This is a genomic window from Cellulosimicrobium sp. Marseille-Q8652, assembly GCF_965112045.1.
The window spans coordinates 878,560-899,995 of sequence record NZ_CBCOPS010000002.1 but is presented as its reverse complement, the minus strand read 5'-3'; the positions used below and the strand labels follow the sequence as shown (position 1 = coordinate 899,995).

General features: G+C 73.7%; 18 protein-coding genes. 8 read left to right on the top strand and 10 right to left on the bottom strand.

The features are described from left to right. Positions 1-73: 73 nt before the first annotated feature. Positions 74-2,020 (bottom strand): DNA primase, encoded by a 1,947-nt coding sequence (gene dnaG, locus ACWPWV_RS13830; protein ID WP_454043540.1) that lies wholly within the window; start codon positions 2,018-2,020, stop codon positions 74-76. A gap of 9 nt (positions 2,021-2,029) precedes the next feature. Beyond that, a complete protein-coding gene (locus ACWPWV_RS13825; protein ID WP_454043539.1) occupies positions 2,030-2,980 on the bottom strand; it encodes a helix-turn-helix domain-containing protein in 951 nt (316 codons plus the stop codon). Positions 2,981-3,088: 108 nt separating this feature from the next. Between ACWPWV_RS13825 and ACWPWV_RS13820 the strand changes: the two genes are divergently transcribed. Beyond that, a complete protein-coding gene (locus tag ACWPWV_RS13820) occupies positions 3,089-3,547 on the top strand; it encodes a VOC family protein (protein ID WP_454043538.1) in 459 nt (152 codons plus the stop codon). Between the two features lie 12 nt (positions 3,548-3,559). Here the strand turns inward: ACWPWV_RS13820 and ACWPWV_RS13815 are convergent, their stop codons facing one another. From ACWPWV_RS13815 to ACWPWV_RS13790, 6 genes are all read right to left on the bottom strand, one after another. Then, complete coding sequence (locus ACWPWV_RS13815) at positions 3,560-4,891, bottom strand: deoxyguanosinetriphosphate triphosphohydrolase (protein ID WP_454043537.1); 1,332 nt, start codon at positions 4,889-4,891, stop codon at positions 3,560-3,562. Positions 4,892-4,968: 77 nt separating this feature from the next. Continuing rightward, positions 4,969-5,712, bottom strand: a complete 744-nt coding sequence (locus tag ACWPWV_RS13810) for a metallophosphoesterase family protein (protein WP_454043536.1) — start codon at positions 5,710-5,712, stop codon at positions 4,969-4,971. Between the two features lie 32 nt (positions 5,713-5,744). Continuing rightward, a complete protein-coding gene (locus tag ACWPWV_RS13805; RefSeq protein ID WP_454043535.1) occupies positions 5,745-7,625 on the bottom strand; it encodes a glycoside hydrolase family 13 protein in 1,881 nt (626 codons plus the stop codon). A gap of 6 nt (positions 7,626-7,631) precedes the next feature. Next, positions 7,632-8,543, bottom strand: coding sequence for a sugar ABC transporter permease (locus ACWPWV_RS13800; RefSeq protein WP_454043534.1), 912 nt, complete (start codon positions 8,541-8,543; stop codon positions 7,632-7,634). Between the two features lies 1 nt (position 8,544). After that, positions 8,545-10,185, bottom strand: a complete 1,641-nt coding sequence (locus tag ACWPWV_RS13795) for an ABC transporter permease subunit (RefSeq protein WP_454043533.1) — start codon at positions 10,183-10,185, stop codon at positions 8,545-8,547. Between the two features lie 143 nt (positions 10,186-10,328). Further along, positions 10,329-11,558 carry a sugar ABC transporter substrate-binding protein gene (locus ACWPWV_RS13790; RefSeq protein WP_454043532.1) on the bottom strand — a complete coding sequence of 410 codons (1,230 nt, stop codon included), beginning with the start codon at positions 11,556-11,558 and terminating at the stop codon, positions 10,329-10,331. 261 nt (positions 11,559-11,819) lie between these two features. On the opposite strand from ACWPWV_RS13790, the gene ACWPWV_RS13785 reads away from it, so the two are divergent. Next, positions 11,820-13,022 (top strand): LacI family DNA-binding transcriptional regulator, encoded by a 1,203-nt coding sequence (locus ACWPWV_RS13785; protein WP_454043531.1) that lies wholly within the window; start codon positions 11,820-11,822, stop codon positions 13,020-13,022. Between the two features lie 35 nt (positions 13,023-13,057). Beyond that, positions 13,058-14,875: a glycoside hydrolase family 13 protein gene (locus ACWPWV_RS13780; RefSeq protein WP_454043530.1), complete on the top strand. Its 1,818-nt coding sequence runs from the start codon at positions 13,058-13,060 to the stop codon at positions 14,873-14,875. Positions 14,876-14,953: 78 nt separating this feature from the next. Here the strand turns inward: ACWPWV_RS13780 and dusB are convergent, their stop codons facing one another. Then, entirely contained in the window at positions 14,954-16,177 is a 1,224-nt protein-coding gene (dusB, locus tag ACWPWV_RS13775) for a tRNA dihydrouridine synthase DusB (protein WP_454043529.1), read from the bottom strand. Positions 16,178-16,293: 116 nt separating this feature from the next. Here dusB and ACWPWV_RS13770 point away from each other — a divergent pair, with 116 nt between their 5' ends. Next, positions 16,294-16,458: a hypothetical protein gene (locus tag ACWPWV_RS13770; RefSeq protein ID WP_251151566.1), complete on the top strand. Its 165-nt coding sequence runs from the start codon at positions 16,294-16,296 to the stop codon at positions 16,456-16,458. A gap of 222 nt (positions 16,459-16,680) precedes the next feature. Here ACWPWV_RS13770 and ACWPWV_RS13765 read toward each other — a convergent pair whose 3' ends face one another. Next, entirely contained in the window at positions 16,681-18,084 is a 1,404-nt protein-coding gene (locus ACWPWV_RS13765; protein WP_454043528.1) for a glycine--tRNA ligase, read from the bottom strand. A gap of 154 nt (positions 18,085-18,238) precedes the next feature. Between ACWPWV_RS13765 and ACWPWV_RS13760 the strand changes: the two genes are divergently transcribed. From ACWPWV_RS13760 to ACWPWV_RS13745, 4 genes are read left to right on the top strand one after another with little or no spacing between them, the layout of a single operon-like run. Continuing rightward, positions 18,239-19,243, top strand: coding sequence for a metal ABC transporter substrate-binding protein (locus ACWPWV_RS13760; protein ID WP_454043527.1), 1,005 nt, complete (start codon positions 18,239-18,241; stop codon positions 19,241-19,243). Further along, positions 19,240-20,067 (top strand): metal ABC transporter ATP-binding protein, encoded by an 828-nt coding sequence (locus ACWPWV_RS13755; protein ID WP_454043526.1) that lies wholly within the window; start codon positions 19,240-19,242, stop codon positions 20,065-20,067. The genes ACWPWV_RS13760 and ACWPWV_RS13755 overlap by 4 nt, the downstream gene beginning before the upstream one ends. Next, positions 20,064-21,044 carry a metal ABC transporter permease gene (locus ACWPWV_RS13750; protein WP_454043525.1) on the top strand — a complete coding sequence of 327 codons (981 nt, stop codon included), beginning with the start codon at positions 20,064-20,066 and terminating at the stop codon, positions 21,042-21,044. Before ACWPWV_RS13755 ends, ACWPWV_RS13750 begins: the two co-directional genes overlap by 4 nt. Next, positions 21,041-21,433 (top strand): Fur family transcriptional regulator, encoded by a 393-nt coding sequence (locus tag ACWPWV_RS13745; RefSeq protein ID WP_454043524.1) that lies wholly within the window; start codon positions 21,041-21,043, stop codon positions 21,431-21,433. Before ACWPWV_RS13750 ends, ACWPWV_RS13745 begins: the two co-directional genes overlap by 4 nt. The last annotated feature ends 3 nt before the right edge of the window (positions 21,434-21,436 follow it).

Below are 21,436 nucleotides of genomic sequence, written 5' to 3'. Positions count from 1 at the left end.
GGCGGAATTGCCCCGGACGACACGACCGCTCCCCCGCACCGGTGGCTCCGCCGTCCACGGGGCCGTGCCGCGCTCAGGCGATCTCGCCCTCCCGCAGCGTGCGCCGCTCGGCCTCGACGGCGAGGAGCCGGGCGAAGGCCTCCTGGTAGGCCGCGACGTCGGCAGCCGGGTCGAGCCGCTGCAGCCGGCTCTTCGCGTCGGCGATGCGGCGGGGCAGCCCGAGGTCCACGAGCCCCCGGACGACACCCGCGACGTACCCGCCGACGACGCTCTCGCGGTCCTCCGGCAGCGGGGCGACGGCGAGCTCGGTGACGAGGCCCTGGACCGGCTCCGCGGCCTGCTCGACGACGGCCTCCACCCACCGGCCCGCGCCGAGCGCGGCTCCCTCGCGCGCACCGCCGGCGGCACGCACCGCGGCGTGCACGGCGCGCCAGGCGGGGACCGAGAAGGCGTCCTCGTCGAGCGTGTCGAACACCGGCGGCACGTGCTGCGGGTACTGCAGCACCGCGACGAGGGCGAGGCGCTCGCGGCGTGCGACCGGGTCGCGCGGGTCCGGCGCGGGCATCGCGGGCACGACCGGGGCGTCGTCGGCGGCGGTCTGGCGCGCCTCCCCGGGGCGCGACGTGCGCACGGGGCCGGGGGTCGTGCGTCGGCCCGCCGACGCGACCTCGCGTCGCACGCGGTCCGCGTCCATCCCGATCCACCCGGCGAGCAGGCGCGCGTACTCGGGGCGCAGCGCGGCGTCGCGGATGCCGGCGACGATCGGCGCGGCGGCGCGCAGCGCACCGACCCGCCCCTCGGCGGTGTCGAGGTCGAAACCGGCGAGCGTCGTGCGGATGACGAACTCGAACAGCGGCTGGCGCCCGTCGACGAGCGCGCGCACCGCGTCGGGGCCGCGCGCCATGCGCAGCTCGCACGGGTCCATGCCGCTGCGCTCGACGGAGACGAAGGTCTGCGCGTAGAAGCGCTGGTCCTCGCCGAACGCGCGCACCGCGGCCTTCTGCCCGGCGGCGTCGCCGTCGAACGTGAAGATCACCTCGCCGCCGACCGACGCGCCCGACGCGAGCTGCATGCCACCGCCCGCCGTGGTGTCCCCGAGGAGCCGGCGGACGATGCGCGCGTGGTCGGTGCCGAACGCCGTGCCGCACGTCGCGACGGCGGTCGTCACGCCGGACAGGTGCGCGGCCATGACGTCGGTGTAGCCCTCGACGACGACGACGCGCTTCTGCTTCGCGATCTCGCGCTTGGCCAGGTCGATGCCGTACAGCACGTTCGACTTCTTGTAGAGCGACGTCTCGGGCGTGTTGAGGTACTTGGGGCCCTGGTCCTCGTCGTACAGGCGGCGCGCGCCGAACCCGACGATCTCCCCCGTCACGTCCCGGATGGGCCACACGAGCCGGCCGCGGAAGCGGTCGTAGACCCCGCGCTGCCCCTGGCTCATGAGCCCCGACGCGACGAGCTCGGCCTGCGTGAAGCCTCGGCCCTGGAGGTGCCGCTGGAGGCTGTCCCAGCCCGTCGGTGCGTACCCGACGCCGAAGTGCTCGGCGTCGGACCGGTCGAAGCTGCGCTCGGCGAGGAAGGCGCGCGCGGCACCCGCCCCCGGGCCGACGAGCTGCTCGGCGTAGTACTGCGCCGCGACACGGTGCGCCTCGAGGAGCCGCTGGCGTCTGCCCGGCTCCTCGCGCGGTCGGGGCGCTCCCCCGCCGCGCCCGCTCTCCTCGTACCGGAGCTGGATGCCCACGCGGTCCGCGAGGTACTCCACGGCCTCGGTGAAGGTCAGCCCGTCCACCTTCTGCACGAAGGAGATGACGTCGCCGCCCTCGCCGCACCCGAAGCAGTGCCAGCGCCCGACCCCGGGCCGCACGTGGAACGAGGGCGACCGCTCGTCGTGGAACGGGCACAGGCCCTTGAGCGAGCCGACGCCGGCGGACTTGAGCGTGACGTGCGCCGAGACGATCTCGTCGATCCGTGCGCGGTCGCGGACGGCGTCCACGTCCTCGCGTCGGATCAGGCCTGCCACGACCCGAGTCTATGCGTCCGGGACGGTCGCCGAGGTCGCGCCCGGCGCCCCGCCGGAGGCCGCGCCGACGACGGCCGCGAGCGCCTCGCGCGACGCGGCGCAGCGCCGCGCGTACGTCGCCGGGGTGGTCCCGGTGACGCGGGCGAAGTCGGTCCCGAGGTGCGCCTGGTCGTAGTAGCCGACGGCGGTCGCGAGGGCCGCGAGGTCGTGCCCGGGATCGGCGGCGAGCAGGTCCGCGGCGAGGTGCACGCGGTGCCGTTGCAGCACCCACTTGGGGCTCACGCCGACGTACCGGGCGAACAGGCGCTGCAGCGTGCGGGGCGTCGTCCCGACGACGTCCGCGAGGTCCGGGACGCCGGCGTCCGGTCCGAGCCGGCCCGAGACCAGCGCCGCCATGACGCGCCGGACCCGGTCGAGGTCGCGCACGGCGCGCGGGGAGCGGGTGGTGCGGGCGCGCGCCCGCACGAGCGGCTCGACCGTCGCGACGGCCTCCTCCGAGCGGCCGGCGACGGCCAGGGCGACGGCCGTGCGGGACGCCGCGTCCGCCGTCGGGCCGAGGAACGACGCGGCCGGGACGAGCGCGCCGGGGCGCACGGCGTCGGCGGAACCGAGCAGGACACGGAAGGCGCCCGGTCGGAGCTTCGTCCCCACGACGGCACCGGTCCCGACGAGGGTGCGCTCGAACAGCCCCGGGGGGATGCCGTGCGCGGCGTAGCCGGACGCCTCCGCGACGACGTTGGCGACGGGGTGCGGGACGACCACCTGCGTGAACGACTCCCCCGGCGGCAGGTCCCACCGCACGACCCAGTGCCGCTCGACGACGTCGGCGACGTCGGGCGCCGGGTCGACGCGGACGAGCTCGAAGCCGCGGCGCGCGGCGGCGGGGTCGACGATCCCGCGCAGCGACGTCGTCGCGGGACGCGCCGCGCGGGAGCCCTCGGGTTCGAACACCTGTCGCATTCCTCCAAGACTGGCACGGCCGGCCGACACGAGCATGGTGGTCCCGGGACCGACCCGGGGCAAGAGACCGGACGCACCCTGCGCGGCGCGTCCCCGGAGGAGGAACCCATGGAGATGTCGGCGCTGCACCCCAACGTCACGGTGAGCGGGGCGCGCGAGGCCATCGCGTTCTACGAGGCGGCGCTCGGTGCCGAGGTGGTCGACGTGGTCACCGCCGGCGACGCGGTGATCCACTCGGACCTGCGGCTCACGTCGGCGGCGGGCGTCTCGACGTTCACGGTCGCGGAGGCGTTCCCGCCCGACTCGGTCGCACCGGAGCACGGTGCGCCGACCCACGCGTCCTTCTCCGTGCCGGTGGAGGACACCGACGCGGCGTACGCCCGCGCCGTCGCGGCGGGGGCGTCGGGTCTCGCCGAGCCGGCGGACTGGTTCGAGGGCTTCCGGCAGGCCGCCGTGCGCGACCCGTTCGGCCACCGCTGGTACTTCGTCACGGTCGCCGACTCCGTGACCGCGGAGGACGTGCAGCGTGCGAGCGACGCGTGGGTCAGCGAGCGCACCGACGGCTGAGGCGTCCCGGCGTCAGCCGCGCGGGGGAACGAGCCGCGCGTGGAGCTGCATCGCCGACACGTCGGTGAGGGACGCGACCTGGTCGACGACGACGCGCAGGCGCGCGGCGTCGTCGGCCGCCTCCGCCCAGTCGGCGGCGAACGACGGCTCGAGCGCGAGCGGCGCCCGGTCGGCGAGCACGTCGACGAGGTCCGCGATCACCTCGCGCTGGCGCTGGTAGAGCGGCTCCTGCTCCCGGGGCGCCATGACGTACGCGACGGCGATCCCCTTGAGCACGAGGATCTCGGCGACCGTCTCGTCGGGGACGACGAGCCGCGCCGCGTACCGGGTGAGGGGGCCGTCGCCGAAGACGGCGCGCGTCGCCTCCTGGGCGGCACCCGTGAAGCGGCCGATGAGCTGGCTCGTCGCGTCCTTGAGCGCGGCCAGCGCGCGGCGCGAGCCGTCGAACCCCGTGACGAGGTGCCCCGTCTTCTGCAGCCGCTCGATGGCGGCCTCGAGCCCGGCGGCGTCCTGTGCGGTGCCGTACCAGGCGTGCACGGCGCGCACCACGCGCTCCCGCTCCTCGGCGTCCTCGAGCGTCGAGAGCTCGATGCGGCCCCCGACGACCGCGTCCTCGACGTCGTGCACCGAGTAGGAGACGTCGTCGGCGAGGTCCATGACCTGCGCCTCGAGGCACTTCACCTGGCGCGGCGCGCCGGCGCGCAGCCAGTCGAAGACCGGTCGGTCGTCCTCGTACACGCCGAACTTGTGCGTCGCGCGCCCGTCGGCGCGGGCCGGGCCCTCGCCGGCACCCCACGGGTACTTCACGCTCGCGTCGAGGCTCGCGCGCGTGAGGTTGAGGCCGACGGGCCGGCCGTCGTCGGTGACGACCTTCGGCTCGAGCCGCGTGAGGAGGCGCAGCGTCTGCGCGTTGCCCTCGAACCCGCCGATGTCGACGGCGAGGTCCGCGAGCGCCCGCTCGCCGTTGTGCCCGAACGGCGGGTGCCCGAGGTCGTGCGCGAGGCACGCGGTGTCCACGATGTCCGGGTCGCAGCCGAGCGCCTTGCCGATCTCGCGACCCACCTGCGCCACCTCGAGCGTGTGGGTGAGGCGGGTGCGCACGAAGTCGTCGCTGCCCGGGCCGAGCACCTGGGTCTTGGCGCCGAGGCGCCGCAGCGCCGAGGAGTGGACGATGCGTGCGCGGTCGCGCTCGAACGGCGTGCGGGCCCGGGACTTGGGCTGCTCGACGGACCAGCGCTCGGTGTCGGCGTCGGTGTACGACGCCGTCCCCTCCTCGCCGGGGGCCGGACGGGGGAAGGACCCGACGACCGTCGGGTCGAACGCGCCCTGCTCGAAGGTCTGCACCGGCTCAGCGTAGCGAGGGACGGGGCCCGCACCCGCCGCCCGGCCGCTCCGGGCGGGCGGTCACGCCGCGCCGCCGGTCACGTCGGGCGGCCGCGCCAGACGGCGGTGCGCAGCTCGCGCGCCCACGCGTCGGCGGCGGGCATCCCGGCCGCGTGCGCGACGGCGATCTCCGCCTCGACGTCGTAGGGCACGCGGACGACCTGGAGGGAGAAGGGCCCGGGCTCGGGGGAACCGACCTCGCCCTCGAGGACCACGTACGACGGCGTCGGCTCGTCGAGCGGGTTGCCGGCGCTGCCGGTGTTGAACAGGGTCCGGCCCGCGACGGTCAGCACGAACGCGTCGTGGACGTCGCCGTACCCGACGACGCTCGGCTCGGGACCCGGGCCCGTGAGCTCCGTCGCGACGAACATGCCCGCGAACTCCTCGGGCGTGTGCCGGAGGAACAGCTTGCGGTGCACGGACGCGGCGGTCGCGTGGAGGAGCCGCACCCTGCGTCCGCTGACGACGAGGTCGTGGCTCAGCGGCAGCGACCCGAGCCACTCGCGCTGGTCGGCCCGCAGCTCGTCGCGCCACCACACGTGCTCGGGCAGCCCGTCGTCCGGCGTCCCGGGCAGGAAGTCCTCCCAGTTGCCGCGCACGTTCACCGCGCAGACGGCGCGGCACCGGTCCACGACGGCCTGCCCGCGCGGACCCTTGCCGACCATGTCGCCGAGGTTGAGCACCTGGCTCGCGCCCCGCGACGCGGCGTCGGCGAGCACCGCCTCGAGGGCGGACAGGTTTCCGTGGACGTCCGAGAGGATCGCGAGTCGCTCGACGGGCACGTCCGCGATCCTGCCACGGAGCGCTCGGTCGCTCAGCGCAGGCGCCACACGCCGACCGCGGGGCCGTCGCCCGCGAGCCGCCAGGCGCCGTCGTGCACGGACAGGTCGAGACCGCCGTGCAGGCGCTCGGCCTCGCGCGCCGCGCCCACGACCGCGGGGTGCAGGCGCGCCCCCGGCCAGGCGTCCCGCGCGACGGCGACGAGCACGCGCTCGTCGGGGGTCTCGCGCAGGTAGACGAGCGCGTCGTCGTCGACGTGGACCCACCGCAGCCCGCCCGACCGCAGCGCCGCGGACGACCGGCGCACGCCGATCAGCGAGCGGTAGAGGTCGAACGTGGGTGCGTCCCAGCGCTCCGGCTCGTCCCACGGCATGGTGGCGCGCGCGTGCTCGCCGTTCAGGCCGGTGAGACCGACCTCGTCGCCCGCGAACACCACGGGCGTGCCCGGGTACGTGAGCAGGAGCGTCGCCGCGACCTCGACGAGCTCGCGCGACCCGACGATCGAGCGCAGTCGCGGCGTGTCGTGCGAGCCGAGCATGTTCCACTGCGACGCCGTCACGCGCCACGGGTGCACCGCGTCGAAGTCGCGCATCGTCTCGACGACGGACCGGCCGGCGCGCCGCGGCGTGCGCACGGGCAGGCCGAGGTAGGGCACCGAGGACGCGGCCGGCGACAGCCACGTCCACACCGGTCTCGTGAACGCGGAGTAGTTCATGTTCGCGTGCCAGCCGTCGCCCGCGAGGTCGCCCGTCGCGTCGTGGAAGTGCTCGGCGACGAGCGCGGCGTCCGGGGCGATCGCGCGCATGGTCGCGCGCAGCGTGCGCGCGACGTCGAGCGTGCGGTCCTCGGCGCCGTAGCGGCCCGTCATGTTGGCGACGTCGATGCGCCAGCCGTCGAGCCCGAACGGCTCGCGCAGGTAGCGCCCCACGACGGAGCCCGGCCCGTCGATCATGCGCGCCGCGAGCTCGGGCGACCCGTAGGAGAGCTTCGGCAGCGAGGCGTGCTCGAGCCAGCCGACGTAGCCCGGGTCGTCGTCGGTCCAGTAGTAGAAGTCCCGCTCCGGCGCCGCGGGGTCCGCGAGCGCCCGGGAGAACCACTCGTGACCGACGCCCGTGTGGTTCGTCGTGAGGTCGCCCATGACGCGCAGCCCCCGCGCGTGCGCGGCCCGGACGAGCGACGCGTACGCCTCGTCGCCCCCGAGGAGCGGGTCGACCTGGTCGAACGTGCTCGCGTCGTAGCGGTGGTTCGAGCGCCCGGGGAAGACCGGCGTCGTGTACAGCGTGGAGACCCCCAGCGCGACGAGGTGGTCGAGACGTTCCTCGATCCCCGCGAGGTCGCCCCCGTAGTACTGCGTCCCGACGTCGGGGCCCCCGCCGTGCGGCTCGTCGTCCCACGCCGCGGGCACCGCCCAGCCGGGCAGGTCCCGGCGGCCCGAGGCGACCGAGCGCGCGAACCGGTCCGGGAAGACCTGGTACACCACGCCGTCGGCCATCCAGGACGGCGCGCCCTCGTGCACCGTGAGCCGGAAGTCCGCGGCGTCGGGCACGTCGCGGTCCCAGGTGCCGCGGCCGTTGAGCCAGCGGTAGCCGCTGGTCCCGTCGGCACCCGGCGCGTCGAGGAAGAAGCGGTACCCCGTCTCCGGGTTGTGCACGAGGACGTCGGCGACGTACCAGTCCTCGTGCTCGTCCGAGCGGTCGAGCCGCGCGGGCGACACGCGCGGCTCGCCGTCGCGGACCGAGCGCAGCCACACGTCCCGCACGCCCGCGGCGCGCGGCACGCGCACGCGGACCGGGACCGTGTCGCCGAGCGACGGCGTGCCCTCGGGGACGTAGAGCGCGGAGCCGTCGTGGTGGGCCACCGGCGTCGTGGTCGGCGCGGCCGTCGGGTCGGCCGGGCGGTAGGACGGGTGCTGCACGCGGCGTCAGCCCTTCACGGAGCCCGCGGTCAGGCCGCCGACGATGTACTTCTGCAGGTACAGGAACAGCGCGAGCACCGGGAGCGCCGAGATGACGGCACCCGCCGTGAACAGGCCCCAGTTGGCCTCGCGGAGCGAGGAGACCCACCCGTAGAGCCCGACGGCGAGCGTCCAGTTGCTCTCCGACGACAGGACGATGCGCGCGATGATGAACTCGCCGAACGTGCTGATGAAGGAGAGCAGCGCCACCACGGCGAGGATCGGCGCGACGAGGCGCAGGATGATCGTCCAGTAGATCTGCGTGTGCGTGGCGCCGTCGATCTTCGCGGCCTCGTCCAGCTCGCGCGGGACCGTGTTGAAGAACCCGTACATGAGGAACGTGTTCACGCCCAGCGCACCGCCGAGGTAGACCGCGATGAGCGCGATCTTGCTGTTGAGGCCGAGCGCGGGGACCACGTCGCCGAGCGCGAGCAGCAGCAGGAAGATCGCCACGAAGGCCAGCATCTGCGGGAACATCTGGATGATGAGCAGCGAGGTGAGCCCGACGCGGCGCCCGGCGAACCGGAAGCGCGAGAACGCGTACGCCGCGGCGGCGCCCATGAGCACGGTGCCGACGGACGTCACGACGGCGATGACGAGCGTGTTCGTCATCCACGTCCAGAACATCGTGGTGCCGAGCTCCGCGTAGTTCGACGTGCTGACGTCGGAGAACAGGGAGTTGGACCCGGTCAGCGTGCCGTTCTCCGAGAGCGACGCGGAGAGCACGTAGACGAGGGGGAACGCCGCGTAGACGACGGCGACGAGGCCGACGACGTGGCGCCAGCCGAGCTCGGTGAACCAGCGACCGGGCTTCATGCGGCGCTCGGGGGCCGGCCGGGCGGCGCCGTCGACGACGGGCGCGGCGTGGGTGGTCGCCATGTCAGCTGATCTCCTCGAACTTGCGCGTGGTCCGGAACGCCAGGGCGGAGATGGTCCCGACGATCAGGAAGATGACGATCGACAGGGCGCTCGCGAGACCGAAGTCCTTCGCGGCGGAGCCGTCGACGCCCGAGATCGAGTAGACCATCGAGATGAGGATGTCCGTGTGCCCGAGCGGGACGGACGCGTCGGCGAACCGTGGACCGCCGCCCGTGAGCATGTAGATGAGCGTGAAGTTGTTGAAGTTGAAGGCGAACGACGAGATGAGCAGCGGGGCCGTCGCGATGAGGAGCAGCGGCAGCGTGATCGACTTCCAGGTGCGCCAGCGCCCGGCGCCGTCGATCTTCGCGGCCTCCATGACGTCCGACGGCAGCGACTGGAGCGCGCCCGTGCAGATGAGGAACATGTAGGGGAAGCCGAGCCACAGGTTCACGCCGAGGACCGCGAGCTTCGCGAGCCACGGGTCGGTGAGCCACGGGATCTCCGCCCCGCCGAGCAGCACGGTGTTGATGTACCCGAACCGCGTGTTGAGCAGGCCGGACCACAGGAGCGCCGCGAGGAACCCCGGGATCGCGTACGGCAGGATCATGAGGGTCCGGTAGACCTTGCGGCCCCGCATGCGCGTGTCGTTGAACGTGATCGCGAGGAACAGGCCGAGCAGGAAGGTCGTCGCGACGGAGCCGACGGCGAAGACGAAGGTCCACACGAGGATCTTGAGGAACGGCTCCGCGTACCGGCTGTCGGTGAAGGCGGTCGCGAAGTTGTCGAGACCCACCGGGACGCGCCAGCCGACGGCGAGCGTCGTGCCGTCCGCCGCCTCGAACTGCCCGTCGTCGTTGGGCGCGTAGACCGTCCCCGTCGTCGTGTCCGTCATCGTGTCGGCCGCCGGGTCCCACTCGAGGACCGACGTGTAGACGTAGCCCGTGCGGGCGTCGGTCGTGCGGATCGAGCCGCCCTCGGGGTCCTCCGAGACGGGGACGCGCAGCTCGGTCACCTCGCCCTGCCTCTGCAGGACCTGGTCGCGCGGGAGCACGGTCCACCCCGGGACCTCGGTGACGCGGTCGTCCTCGACGGTCGCGTCGTCGGCGGGGGCGAGCGGTCGCTCGGCCGTGCCCACCTCCACGTCGCCGTCCTCGGTGAGGATCGCGAAGCCGAGCTCGTCCCCGTCGGCCACGACCGTGAGCGGGACGGAGGGCGAGCCCTCGACGCGGCGCTCGTTCTGCACGAGCAGCGCGGAGACCGCCTGCTCCTTCGTGCCGTTGTGCCCCGTCCCGTAGTTCGTGAACGCGACGTAGCCCGTGTAGGCCACGACGAAGATCTGGAAGACCAGCAGGAACCCGAGTCCCGGGAGGATGTACTTCAGCGGCAGGGCACGGCGCGAGAAGTACACCCAGTTCGCCGCGACGAACAGCGCCAGGCTCGCGACGAGGACGCCGTACGAGCCGGCCTGCCACGCCGACCACACGACGTAGACCCCGAGCGCGTCGACGACGGCCATGAGCGCGAGCTTGACGAAGAAGCCCGGCCCGTAGTCCCGCGCGTGCGAGCCGTCGCGCGGCCGCAGCGTCGGACGCCGGCGGGCCGGCGGGTCGACCGGTGGTGTGCCGACGGGCTCGTCGGTCGTGGTCTGAGGGGCGGACATCGTGGTGCCTCCGAGGTGGTCCGACGCGGCGGCGGCACCGCGTCACAGGTCGTGGGCCGCCCTGAGGCGGCGGACCGGTGGGCCGCCGTCGGTCGTGGGAGTCGTCCCACGGCCGACGACGGCCGGTACCGGTCGGGGTCCGGTCAGGAACCGATGGCGCCCTCGATGTCGGCGATCATCTTGTCCCAGGTCGCGACGGGGTCCGCACCGCTGACGATCGCGGCCTCGGTCACGCCCCAGAAGCTCCACACGGAGGCCATCTCGGGGATGGACGGCATCGGCACGGCCTCGGCGCCGACGTCACGGAAGCCCGCGACGATCGGGTCGGACGACGCGGCGGAGTCGGCGGCGGCGGTGAGCGCCGGCGGACGGTTGCCCGCCTGGTACAGCGCGAGCTGCGCCTCCTCGGTCGAGAGGAAGTTCACGAGGAAGTCGTTCGCCACGATGGCGTTCTCGCTCTCGGCGCTGAGGTAGAAGCCCTGCACGCCGACGAACGGCTGCGCGGGCTGGTCGCCCGCGGCCGGGATCGGGTCGATCGACAGGTCCATGCCCTCGAAGGACTCGATCATCCACGGGCCACCGACGATGAACGGCGACTCACCGTTCTTGAACGCCTCGACCGCGATGTCGTAGGTGGTGTCCTGGCTCAGCACGCCCGCGGCGCCCTGCTCGCCCAGCCACGTCGCGTAGGCCTGGCCCTCGGGGCCGCCCATGGCGAGCTCGGACGAGTAGCTGCCGTCCTCGTTCTGCGTGAAGACCGGGGCGCCGAACGAGGTCTGGAACGGGTAGTGCGTGTAGGGGTCGCCCTTGTCGTTGTCCGACTGCACGAGGACGGGGAACTTCGTCCCGGCGGCCTGGCCCGCCGCGACGGCGTCGTCCCACGTGGCCGGGGCCTCGGAGGCGAGCTGCGTGTTGCGGATGAGCGCGATGTTCTCGATCGCGTAGGGCAGGCCGTAGACCTGGCCGTCCTGCGTGAAGGCCTGGAGCGAGACGGTCTCGAACTCCGACGCCTTGTCGCCCAGCTCGAGCGGCGCGACGACGCCGTTCGTCGTGAGCTCGCCGAGCCAGTCGTGCGCACCCACCGTGATGTCCGGGCCCTCGCCCGTCGGCACCTGAGCGAGGAAGTCCGCGCGGATGTCCTCGAAGTTCTTCAGGACGACCTCGACGCTCGTCCCGGTCTCCTCCTCGAACGAGGTCGCGGCGGCGGTGACGGCGTCCTGGCGGGTCTCGTCGACCCAGACGGTGAGCGAGCCGGTGGAGGTGGCGGTCTCCTCGGGCTCCGTGGTGGTCTCGTCGCCGCTCTCGCCGGACGAGCAGGCCGCGAGGGCGAGCGTCGTGGTCAGCGCGGCGGCAAGAAGGATGCTCCGTCGCATCAGGGGCACTCCAAGCGTGTGGTGATGGTGGCCCGCTCCGGCTGGCGCCGGCGCCGGACCCTGATGCGACAGACCGTAGATCGGCGGGTGGCGCCTGTGCAAGTTGTTGCGGTAACTTTCATGCAACGCTTTTCAGGGCGCCCGACGGCGCCTGCCCGCCTCCTCCGGCAGGCGACCGTCGCGCGCCCCGCACCACGGGCTCGCGACTCACCGGCCGGACGACCAGGACGAGGAGGTCCGGTGTCCCCTACGCTTCCCCACGTGCGCACCCGTCTCAGTGATCTCGCCGCCCAGGCCGGCGTCTCCACGGCGACGGTCTCGCGTGTGCTCAACGGGAAGGCCGGCGTCGCGAGCGAGACGCGCCAGTCCGTGCTCGCCGCGCTCGACGTGCTGGGCTACGAACGGCCGTCGACCCTGCGCACCCGGTCGGCCGGCCTCGTCGGCCTCGTCGTGCCCGAGCTGACCAACCCGGTCTTCCCCGCGTTCGCCCAGACGATCGAGTCGGTGCTCGCCGAGCACGGCTACACGCCGCTGCTGTGCACGCAGTCGCCCGGCGGGACGACCGAGGACGACTACGTCGACATGCTCATGGACCACGCCGTCGACGGCATCGTCTTCGTCTCCGGCCTGCACGCCGACACCCAGGCGAGCCACGAGCGGTACGAGCGCCTGCGCAGCCGCGGCATTCCGATCGTCCTGGTGAACGGGTACGCGGAGGGCATCGACGCGCCGTTCGTCTCGCCCGACGACGTCTCGAGCGTCGAGCTGTCGGTGCGCCACCTCGTCTCCCTCGGCCACCGGAGCGTCGGGCTGGCGATCGGGCCCGACCGCTTCGTCCCGGCGCAGCGCAAGCTCGCGGCCTTCCGGGAAGCCCTCGTCCGCCACGAGCTCGTCGCCGACGTGGCGGACGTCGACGAGCACGTCGTCGTGACGCTCTACACGGTGGAGGGCGGGCAGGCCGCCGCGGGCGAGCTCATCGACGCCGGGCACACCGCGATCGTGTGCGGCTCCGACCTCATGGCGCTCGGCGCGATTCGCGCCGCGCGGTCACGAGGCCTGCGCGTTCCCGACGACGTGTCGGTCGTCGGCTACGACGACTCCCCGCTCATCGCGTTCACCGACCCGCCGCTCACCACCGTGCGCCAGCCCGTCACGGCCATGGCCCACGCGGCGATCAGCGCCCTGCTCACCGAGATCGCCGGCGAGCGGGCGCCCCGCTCGGAGCCTGCTGTTCCAGCCCGAGGCTCATCGTGCGCGACTCCACGGGCGCCGCCCCGTCACGACCCGCCCCCGCCGCCGCACCGCCCACCGGGGCCCCCGCCGCCTGAGCCCGGCACGGCGCCGTCGCACCTCGACACGCCCCGACACGCCCCGACCGCAAGCGCTTACACTCGATGGCGGGTCGGCGCGACCACGCCCTCGACGCCCTCGCCCCACGACCCCGACGCACGACCACTCACGTGAGGATCCACAGCTCGATGACTCGTATCGATTCGACGATGTCGACCACCACCCCCACCCTGCAGCCGCTCGCCGCGGGCGCTCTCGTGCACGCGGGCGCGGGCGAGGCCGCCGAGTGGTGGCGCGACGCGGTGATCTACCAGGTCTACCCGCGCTCGTTCGCCGACGGCGACGGCGACGGGGTCGGCGACCTGCCGGGCATCACGTCGAAGCTCGACCACCTCGCCGAGCTGGGCGTCGACGCGGTGTGGCTGAGCCCGTTCTACCGCTCGCCCCAGAAGGACGCCGGGTACGACGTGGCGGACTACCGCGACGTCGACCCGCTGTTCGGCTCGCTCGCCGACTTCGACGACCTCCTGGCCCAGGCGCACGCGCGCGGCATCCGCGTGATCGTCGACCTCGTGCCCAACCACACGTCCGACCAGCACGCCTGGTTCCAGGCAGCGCTCGCGGCCCCTGAGGGTTCCGCGGAGCGCGCGCGGTACGTGTTCCGCGAGGGCGAGGGCGAGCACGGGGAGCTCCCGCCGAACAACTGGCAGTCGATCTTCGGCGGCCCGGCATGGACGCGCGTCACGGCGGGCGCCGGCGCGCGCCCCGTCACGGGCGCGCCCGACGAGGTTCCCGGCCAGTGGTACCTGCACCTCTTCGACTCCTCGCAGCCGGACCTCGACTGGGAGAACCCCGAGGTGCGCTCGGAGTTCGAGGACGTCCTGCGCTTCTGGCTCGACAAGGGCGTGGACGGCTTCCGCATCGACGTCGCGCACGGCATGGTCAAGGCCCCGGGCCTGCCCGACTGGGACGGTTCCGTCTCGATGGTCGAGGGCACCGAGGGCGGCGGCGCGTCCGACGAGGTCGTGGACCCGGGCGCCCCGGAGGACGGCTCGACCGGTGCCGGGAACTCCGGGCCGATGTTCGACCAGGACGGCGTGCACGAGATCTACCGCGCGTGGCACCGCGTCCTCGCCGCGTACGACGGCGACCGCGCGCTCGTCGCCGAGGCCTGGGTCGAGCCGCTGTCCCGCCTCGCGCGGTACGTGCGCCCGGACGAGATGCACCAGGCGTTCAACTTCTCGTTCCTCACGACGCCGTGGTCCGCCGCCCCGCTGCGCACCGTCATCGCCGCGTCCCTGCGCGCGAACGACGAGGTCGGCGCCCCCACGACGTGGGTCCTGTCGAACCACGACGTCGTCCGCCACGCCTCGCGCCTCGGCCTGGCCGAGCCGGGCCTGCGCCCCAACGGGATCTTCGCCCACGAGCCCCAGCCGGACGAGGAGCTCGGGCTGCGCCGTGCCCGCGCCGCGTCGCTGCTCATGCTCGGCCTGCCGGGCTCGTCGTACCTCTACCAGGGCGAGGAGCTCGGCCTGCCCGAGCACACCGCGCTCCCGGACGACGTGCGCGAGGACCCGGCGTTCTTCCGGACCCAGGGCGCCGAGGCCGGCCGCGACGGCTGCCGGGTCCCGCTCCCCTGGCGGGCCGACGCCCCGGGCTACGGCTTCGGCCCGACCGGCGCGACGTGGCTGCCCCAGCCCGAGTCCTACGCGCGCTACGCCGCCGACGTCCAGCGCGGCGTCGCGGGCTCGACGTACGAGACCTACCGCGCCGCGCTCGCGACGCGACGCGCCGAGCGCCTGGGCACGGGCACGCTCGCGTGGGTCGCCGAGCACGAGGGTTCCGCCGACGTCATCGCGCTGCGCAACCGCGACGTCGTCGTGCTGACCAACCTCGGGAGCGAGCCGGTGCTCCTGCCCCGCGGCGCCGAGGTCCTCGTCGCGTCCGGCCCGGTCCTCACCGACCGCTCGGCCGACCCGCAGGTGCGCGTCCCGTCCGACACGACGGTCTGGCTCCGCGCCCTCTGACGCGATCGGCGACGGCCGGGACCCCGAGCGGGGTCCCGGCCGTCGTGCTCGGGGACAGCTCCTGCGCGCGGGGCGCGGTCAGCCGCCCGAGACGCTCAGCTCGGCCTCCCGCAGCCGCTCCGAGTGCTCGTCGTCGAGCTCGCGCGAGTCCAGCCACCCGTACGGCAGGTGCGGCGTCCTGGGCGACCCCGCGCGGCCCCGCTGCCCCTCGGCCGCCTCGCCCGGGTAGGGCGCGTCGAGGTCGAGCGCGTCGAGCAGGGTGCGCAGCTCCTCGAGCGTCGAGACCATCGCGAGCGCGCGCCGCGCGTCGCCCCCGACCGCGTAGCCCTTGAGGTACCAGGCCATGTGCTTGCGCAGGTCGCGCATGCCCTTGCCCTCGTCGCCGTCGAAGTAGTCGATCATCAGCTCGCCGTGCCGGAAGACCGTCTCCGCGACGTCGCGCAGACCGGGACGCACGCGCTCGGGACGACCGGCGAACGCGGCGGCGAGGTCGGCGAAGAGCCAGGGGCGACCCTGGCAGCCGCGCCCGACGACGACGCCGTCGCACCCCGTCTCGTCCACCATGCGCAGCGCGTCCTCCGCGGACCAGATGTCGCCGTTGCCGAGCACGGGGACGCTCGTCACGGTCTCCTTGAGCCGCGCGATCGCCGACCAGTCCGCGGTGCCCGAGTAGTGCTGGGCGGCCGTGCGCGCGTGCAGCGCGACCGCCGCGACGCCAAGGCCCTCCGCGATGCGCCCCGCCTCGAGGTAGGTCAGGTGGTCGTCGTCGATGCCCTTGCGCATCTTCACGGTCACGGGCACGCCGTAGGGCCGCGCGGCCTCCACGGCTCCGCGGACGATGGCGGTGAAGAGGTCGCGCTTCCAGGGCAGCGCGGCACCACCACCCCTGCGCGTGACCTTGGGCACGGGGCAGCCGAAGTTGAGGTCGACGTGGTCGGCCCGGTCCTCCGCGACGATGATCCGCACGGCCTCGCGCACCGTCGCGGGGTCGACGCCGTACACCTGGGCCGAGCGCGGGGACTCGTGCGCGCCGAACGTCACGATCCGCAGCGCCTCGGGGTTGCGCTCCACGAGGGCACGGCTCGTGACCATCTCCGCCACGTACAGACCGGGGTCCTCGCCGGTGCTCGCCCCCGCCTCGCGGCACAGCGTGCGGAACGCCGTGTTCGTCACGCCCGCCATGGGCGCGAGCACCACGGGCGTGTCCACCCGGAGCGGGCCGATCTGCAGCGGGGGAAGCACGGGGGCGGCCGCGCGGGCGGGGTTCGTCGTGTCGAGGGTCGGAGCACTCACGCGCTCCATTGTCCCACCCGTGCGCGACGGCGTGCCGCTCGCCTGCCTCGCCGCGCGAGATGCACCGAGCTGTGGGAGGGTTCCCAGGTCGGCATTTCGGCCGACAACAGGACGAAAGGAACTCCATGCCTCTCTGGCTGATCCTGGTCATCGTCGGTGCCGTGCTGCTCATCCTGGGCGTGGCGATCGAGGCTGCGAAGGTGCTGCTCTGGATCGGTGTCGCGATCCTCGTCGTGAGCCTGGTGCTCGCGGTGCTGAACAGGGGCAAGGGCGCGGCGAAGAAGATCTAGCGCCTGGCAGCAGGGGGTTCTCCGTCCGACGGAGACACAGGGAGGGCGGGGCAGCAGCCCCGCCCTCCGTCGTGCCCGGGCACCCCGCCTTCCCGGGAAGTGCCCCGCAGGAACGGAGCGACGTGAGGCTCGGCAGCGGACCTCGGGAGACCTCGACGCCGGAGGGGCGCGACGCCGCGGCGTCGCGCCCCTCCGGCGTGGTGCGTCAGGCTGCGTGGTGGGTCACGCGCCGAGCAGGTGACCGCCCAGGTACTCGGTCACCTTGTCGAGGGAGACGCGCTCCTGCGCCATCGAGTCGCGGTGGCGGATCGTCACCGCCTGGTCGTCGAGCGTGTCGAAGTCGACCGTGATGCAGAACGGCGTGCCGATCTCGTCCTGGCGGCGGTAGCGGCGGCCGATGGCGCCCGCGTCGTCGAAGTCGACGTTCCAGTACTTCCGCAGCTCGGTCGCGAGGTCCTTCGCCTTGGGCGAGAGCTGCTCGTTGCGGCTCAGGGGCAGCACGGCGGCCTTGACCGGGGCCAGGCGGTGGTCCAGGCGGAGCACGGTGCGCTTGTCGACACCGCCCTTGGCGTTGGGCGCCTCGTCCTCCGTGTACGCCTCGACGAGGAACGCCATGAGCGAGCGCGTCAGGCCGGCGGCCGGCTCGATGACGTACGGGACCCAGCGCTCGTTCTTCGTCTGGTCGAAGTACGACAGGTCCTTGCCGGAGTGCTCCGCGTGGGTCTTCAGGTCGAAGTCCGTGCGGTTCGCGATGCCCTCGAGCTCGCCCCACTCCGAGCCGGAGAAGCCGAAGCGGTACTCGATGTCAACCGTGCGGGTCGAGTAGTGCGACAGCTTCTCCTGCGGGTGCTCGTACAGGCGCAGGTTGTCGCGCGAGATGCCGAGGTCGACGTACCAGTCGGTGCGCGCGTCGATCCAGTACTGGTGCCACTCGGCGTCCGTGCCGGGCTCGACGAAGAACTCCATCTCCATCTGCTCGAACTCGCGCGTGCGGAAGATGAAGTTGCCGGGCGTGATCTCGTTGCGGAACGACTTGCCGATCTGGCCGATCCCGAACGGCGGCTTCTTGCGGCTCGCACCCATGACGTTGGCGAAGTTCACGAAGATGCCCTGCGCCGTCTCGGGACGCAGGTAGTGCAGCCCGGACTCGTCCTCGACGGGGCCCAGGTACGTCTTGAGCATCATGTTGAAGTCGCGCGGCTCGGTCCACTGCCCGCGCGTGCCGCAGTTCGGGCACGCGATCTCGGCGAGGCCGCCCTCGGGCGCGCGGCCCTTCTTCTCCTCGAACTCCTCGATCATCTGGTCCTCGCGGAACCGCTTGTGGCACGAGAGGCACTCGGTCAGGGGGTCGGTGAAGACGCCGACGTGCCCCGAGGCGACCCACACCTGTCGCGGGAGGATCACGGACGAGTCGAGGCCCACGACGTCGTCGCGGCTCGTGACCGTGGAGCGCCACCACTGCTTCTTGATGTTCTCCTTGAGCTCGGTGCCCAGCGGCCCGTAGTCCCACGCGGAGCGCGTGCCTCCGTAGATCTCGCCCGACGGGAAGACGAACCCGCGCCGCTTGGCGAGGGACACGACGGCGTCGAGGCGGGCGGTCGGTGAGGGCGCAGCGGCCACGGTCATCACTCCTGGAGCTCGGCCCCGCACGTGGCTCGTGGGGGCTGGACGGGTGGGCGGGCGCCCGGGAGGGCGCCGACCGACCAGCGTACCCCGCGGGTGACCCGCCTCACCGCGAACGGTTTTGACATCCATTTTCACTAAGGAGGACACTGGTGCCATGCCCACCTCCTCCCGCCTGCCCCGCCGCGCGCTCGCCACGACCGCGGTCCTGGCCACCGCGGCGCTCGTCGCCGCCTGCTCGACGGACGGCGGCGCCGGCGGGACGTCGGACGACGCCCGGCTGGAGGTCCTCGCGTCCTTCTACCCGCTCCAGTACGTCGCGGAGCAGGTGGGCGGCGACCTGGTGTCGGTCTCCAACCTCACTCCCCCGGCCGCCGAGCCGCACGACCTCGAGCTCGCCCCCGCGCAGGTGCGCGCGATCGGGACGGCCGACCTCGTCGTGTACCAGTCGGGCTTCCAGGCCGCCGTGGACGAGGGCGTGTCCCAGCGCGACCCCGCGCACGTCGTCGACGCGACGGAGGCGGCCCACCTCGAGGAGCACCCGGGCTCCGGCACGGCGAACGAGCAGGAGGGCCACGAGGGCGAGAGCGCCGAGGAGCACGCCGGGCACGCGGACGAGGGCACGGGCGACGCGCACGACCACGGCACGCTCGACCCGCACTTCTGGCTCGACCCGACGCGCCTCGCGGCCGTCGGTGACCAGGTCGCGGCCGAGCTGTCCGCGATCGACCCCGACCACGCGGACCGGTACGCGGCCAACGCGGAGGCGCTGACGACCGACCTCGGTGCCCTCGACGCCGAGTACGCCGAGGCGCTCGCACCGTGCACGGGGGCGACGCTCGTCACCTCGCACGAGGCGTTCGGGTACCTCGCGGAGCGCTACGACCTCGTGCAGGTCGGCATCTCCGGGATCGACCCCGAGGCGGAGCCGTCGCCGGCGCGGCTGCGCGAGGTGGGCGAGGTCGTCCGCGACAACGACGTGACCACGCTCTTCTTCGAGACCCTGACCAGCCCGAAGGTGACCCAGACCCTCGCCGACGACCTCGGCGTGGGCACCGCGGTGCTCGACCCCCTCGAGGGCCTGAGCGACGGGGCGACGGACTACCGTGGGGTCATGGAGTCCAACCTCGAGGCGCTGACGTCCGGGCTGGTCTGCTCGTGACCTCGCCGGCCCCGCTCGTCGCCGCGCGCGGCGTGCACGTGAGCCTCGGCGGCAGCGAGATCCTGCGGGGCGTCGACCTGACGGTGCCGGAGGGCGACGTCGTCGCCCTCCTCGGTGCCAACGGCTCGGGGAAGTCGACGCTCGTGCGCTCGCTCGTCGGCATCGTCCCGGCCTCGGCGGGCTCCGTCGAGCTGTTCGGCGCGCCCCTCGGCCCGCGCGTGCCGTGGCGCCGGCTGGGCTACGTCCCGCAGCGCGTCGCCGCGCCGTCGGGCATGCCGTCGACCGCCACGGAGGTCGTGGCCTCGGGGCTGCTGGGCGGAGGGCGCCTGCGCCTGCCGCGCGACTGGCGGGCGCGGGCCGTCGACGCGCTCGACCAGGTGGGGCTCGCCGACCGCGCGGAGGACTCGACGGCCGAGCTGTCGGGCGGCCAGCAGCAGCGCGTCCTCATCGCCCGCGCGCTCGTCCGGCGCCCGGACCTGCTGGTGCTCGACGAGCCGGTCGCCGGCGTCGACAAGGCGAGCCAGGAGTCGTTCGCCGCGTCGATGGCGCGGCTCGTCGGCGACGGCCTCACCGTGCTGGTCGTGCTGCACGAGCTCGGGGCGCTCGCGCCGCTCGTGCGTCGCGCCGTCGTCCTGCGCCACGGCCGCGTGGTGCACGACGGCGCCCCGCCGCGCCCGTCCTCCCTGCACGCCGGGGCGACGCACCAGCACCAGCACCCGCACGAGCCGGCCGACGACGGCGCACCCGCCGGTCCGACGACCGGGCTCGTCCACACCCTGCAGCACGACCCGGCAGCGGGTCACGGACCGAGGACGGCGTCATGACCGGGTCGATCACCTCCGAGCTCGCCGCGATGCTCACCGACCCGCTCATGCAGCGCGCTCTCGTCGCGGCTCTCCTCGTCGGCGTGAGCGCGCCGGTCGTCGGCACGTACCTCGTGCAGCGCAAGCTCTCCCTCCTCGGGGACGGCATCGGGCACGTCGCCCTCACGGGCGTCGCGCTCGGCTGGCTCGTCGGCTCCGCGATGGGCCTCGTCCCGAACGACGCCCTCGCGATCCCGGGCGCCGTCGTGGCCGCGGTGATCGGGTCCGTCGCGATCGAGCTCGTGCGCGAGCGTGGCCGCACGAGCGGCGACCTCGCGCTCGCGCTGCTCTTCTACGGCGGCATCGCGGGCGGCGTGCTCCTCATCGGGCTCGCGGGCGGCTCCGCGGGGAGCCTCATGCAGTACCTGTTCGGCTCGATCTCCACGGTGACGACGTCCGACCTCGTCCTCACCGTCGTGCTGAGCGCCGTGATCCTCCTCGTCGGCCTGGGGCTGCGCGCCGCGCTGTTCTCCGTGAGCCACGACGAGGAGTTCGCGCGCGCGTCCGGGCTGCCCGTGCGGGCGCTCAACATCGCGGTCGCCGTCGTCGCCGCGCTGACCGTGACGGTGGCGATGCGCGTCGTCGGGCTCCTCCTGGTCAGCGCCCTCATGATCGTGCCCGTCGCGGTCGCGCAGCTCGTCACGCGGTCCTTCCGCCGCACGATGCTCGTCGCGTGCCTCGTCGGCGTCGTCGTGTGCGTCGTCGGCCTGTCGATCACCTACTGGCAGCTGTTCTCGCCGGGCGCCACGATCGTCGTCCTCGCGATCGGGACCTACCTCGTCGTGGCCCTGGCCCGCCCGCTATGGGTCCGCCGTCGGCCGCGCGTCGCCCACGACCCGCACCCCGACATCCCGGACGACCTCGACCTGCCCGAGGACCGCCTCGTCCCCGCCGGCACCGACCGCACCGCCCGGGGAGGTGACACGTGCAGCGCATGACCCGCCAGCGCGCCGCGGTGTCCGACGCCCTCGAGGGCGTCGAGGACTTCCGCAGCGCCCAGCAGCTCCACGAGATCCTGCGCTCGCGCGGCGACTCCGTCGGTCTCGCGACCGTGTACCGCACGCTGCAGGGCCTCGCCGACGGCGGCGAGGTCGACGTCCTGCGCACCGAGGAGGGCGAGAACCTCTACCGGCGGTGCGAGCGGCGCGAGCACCACCACCACCTCGTGTGCCGCACGTGCGGACGCACCGTCGAGATCGACGGACCGACCGTCGAGGCCTGGGCGACCCAGGTCGGCGCGACCCACGGCTTCAGCGAGATCGAGCACACGGTCGAGCTCTTCGGGACGTGCGAGACGTGCGCGGCCCACGGGTCCGAGCAGGGCTGAGCC

Excerpts from the sequence above, each read along its gene's own strand:
- ACWPWV_RS13825 (WP_454043539.1), bottom strand. The coding sequence starts at position 2,980 with ATGCGACAGGTGTTCGAACCCGAGGGCTCCCGCGCGGCGCGTCCCGCG.
- ACWPWV_RS13820 (WP_454043538.1), top strand. The coding sequence starts at position 3,089 with ATGGAGATGTCGGCGCTGCACCCCAACGTCACGGTGAGCGGGGCGCGC.
- ACWPWV_RS13800 (WP_454043534.1), bottom strand. The coding sequence starts at position 8,543 with ATGGCGACCACCCACGCCGCGCCCGTCGTCGACGGCGCCGCCCGGCCG.
- ACWPWV_RS13795 (WP_454043533.1), bottom strand. The coding sequence starts at position 10,185 with ATGTCCGCCCCTCAGACCACGACCGACGAGCCCGTCGGCACACCACCG.
- ACWPWV_RS13790 (WP_454043532.1), bottom strand. The coding sequence starts at position 11,558 with ATGCGACGGAGCATCCTTCTTGCCGCCGCGCTGACCACGACGCTCGCC.
- ACWPWV_RS13780 (WP_454043530.1), top strand. The coding sequence starts at position 13,058 with ATGTCGACCACCACCCCCACCCTGCAGCCGCTCGCCGCGGGCGCTCTC.
- dusB (WP_454043529.1), bottom strand. The coding sequence starts at position 16,177 with ATGGAGCGCGTGAGTGCTCCGACCCTCGACACGACGAACCCCGCCCGC.
- ACWPWV_RS13770 (WP_251151566.1), top strand. The coding sequence starts at position 16,294 with ATGCCTCTCTGGCTGATCCTGGTCATCGTCGGTGCCGTGCTGCTCATC.
- ACWPWV_RS13765 (WP_454043528.1), bottom strand. The coding sequence starts at position 18,084 with ATGACCGTGGCCGCTGCGCCCTCACCGACCGCCCGCCTCGACGCCGTC.
- ACWPWV_RS13760 (WP_454043527.1), top strand. The coding sequence starts at position 18,239 with ATGCCCACCTCCTCCCGCCTGCCCCGCCGCGCGCTCGCCACGACCGCG.
- ACWPWV_RS13750 (WP_454043525.1), top strand. The coding sequence starts at position 20,064 with ATGACCGGGTCGATCACCTCCGAGCTCGCCGCGATGCTCACCGACCCG.
- ACWPWV_RS13745 (WP_454043524.1), top strand. The coding sequence starts at position 21,041 with ATGACCCGCCAGCGCGCCGCGGTGTCCGACGCCCTCGAGGGCGTCGAG.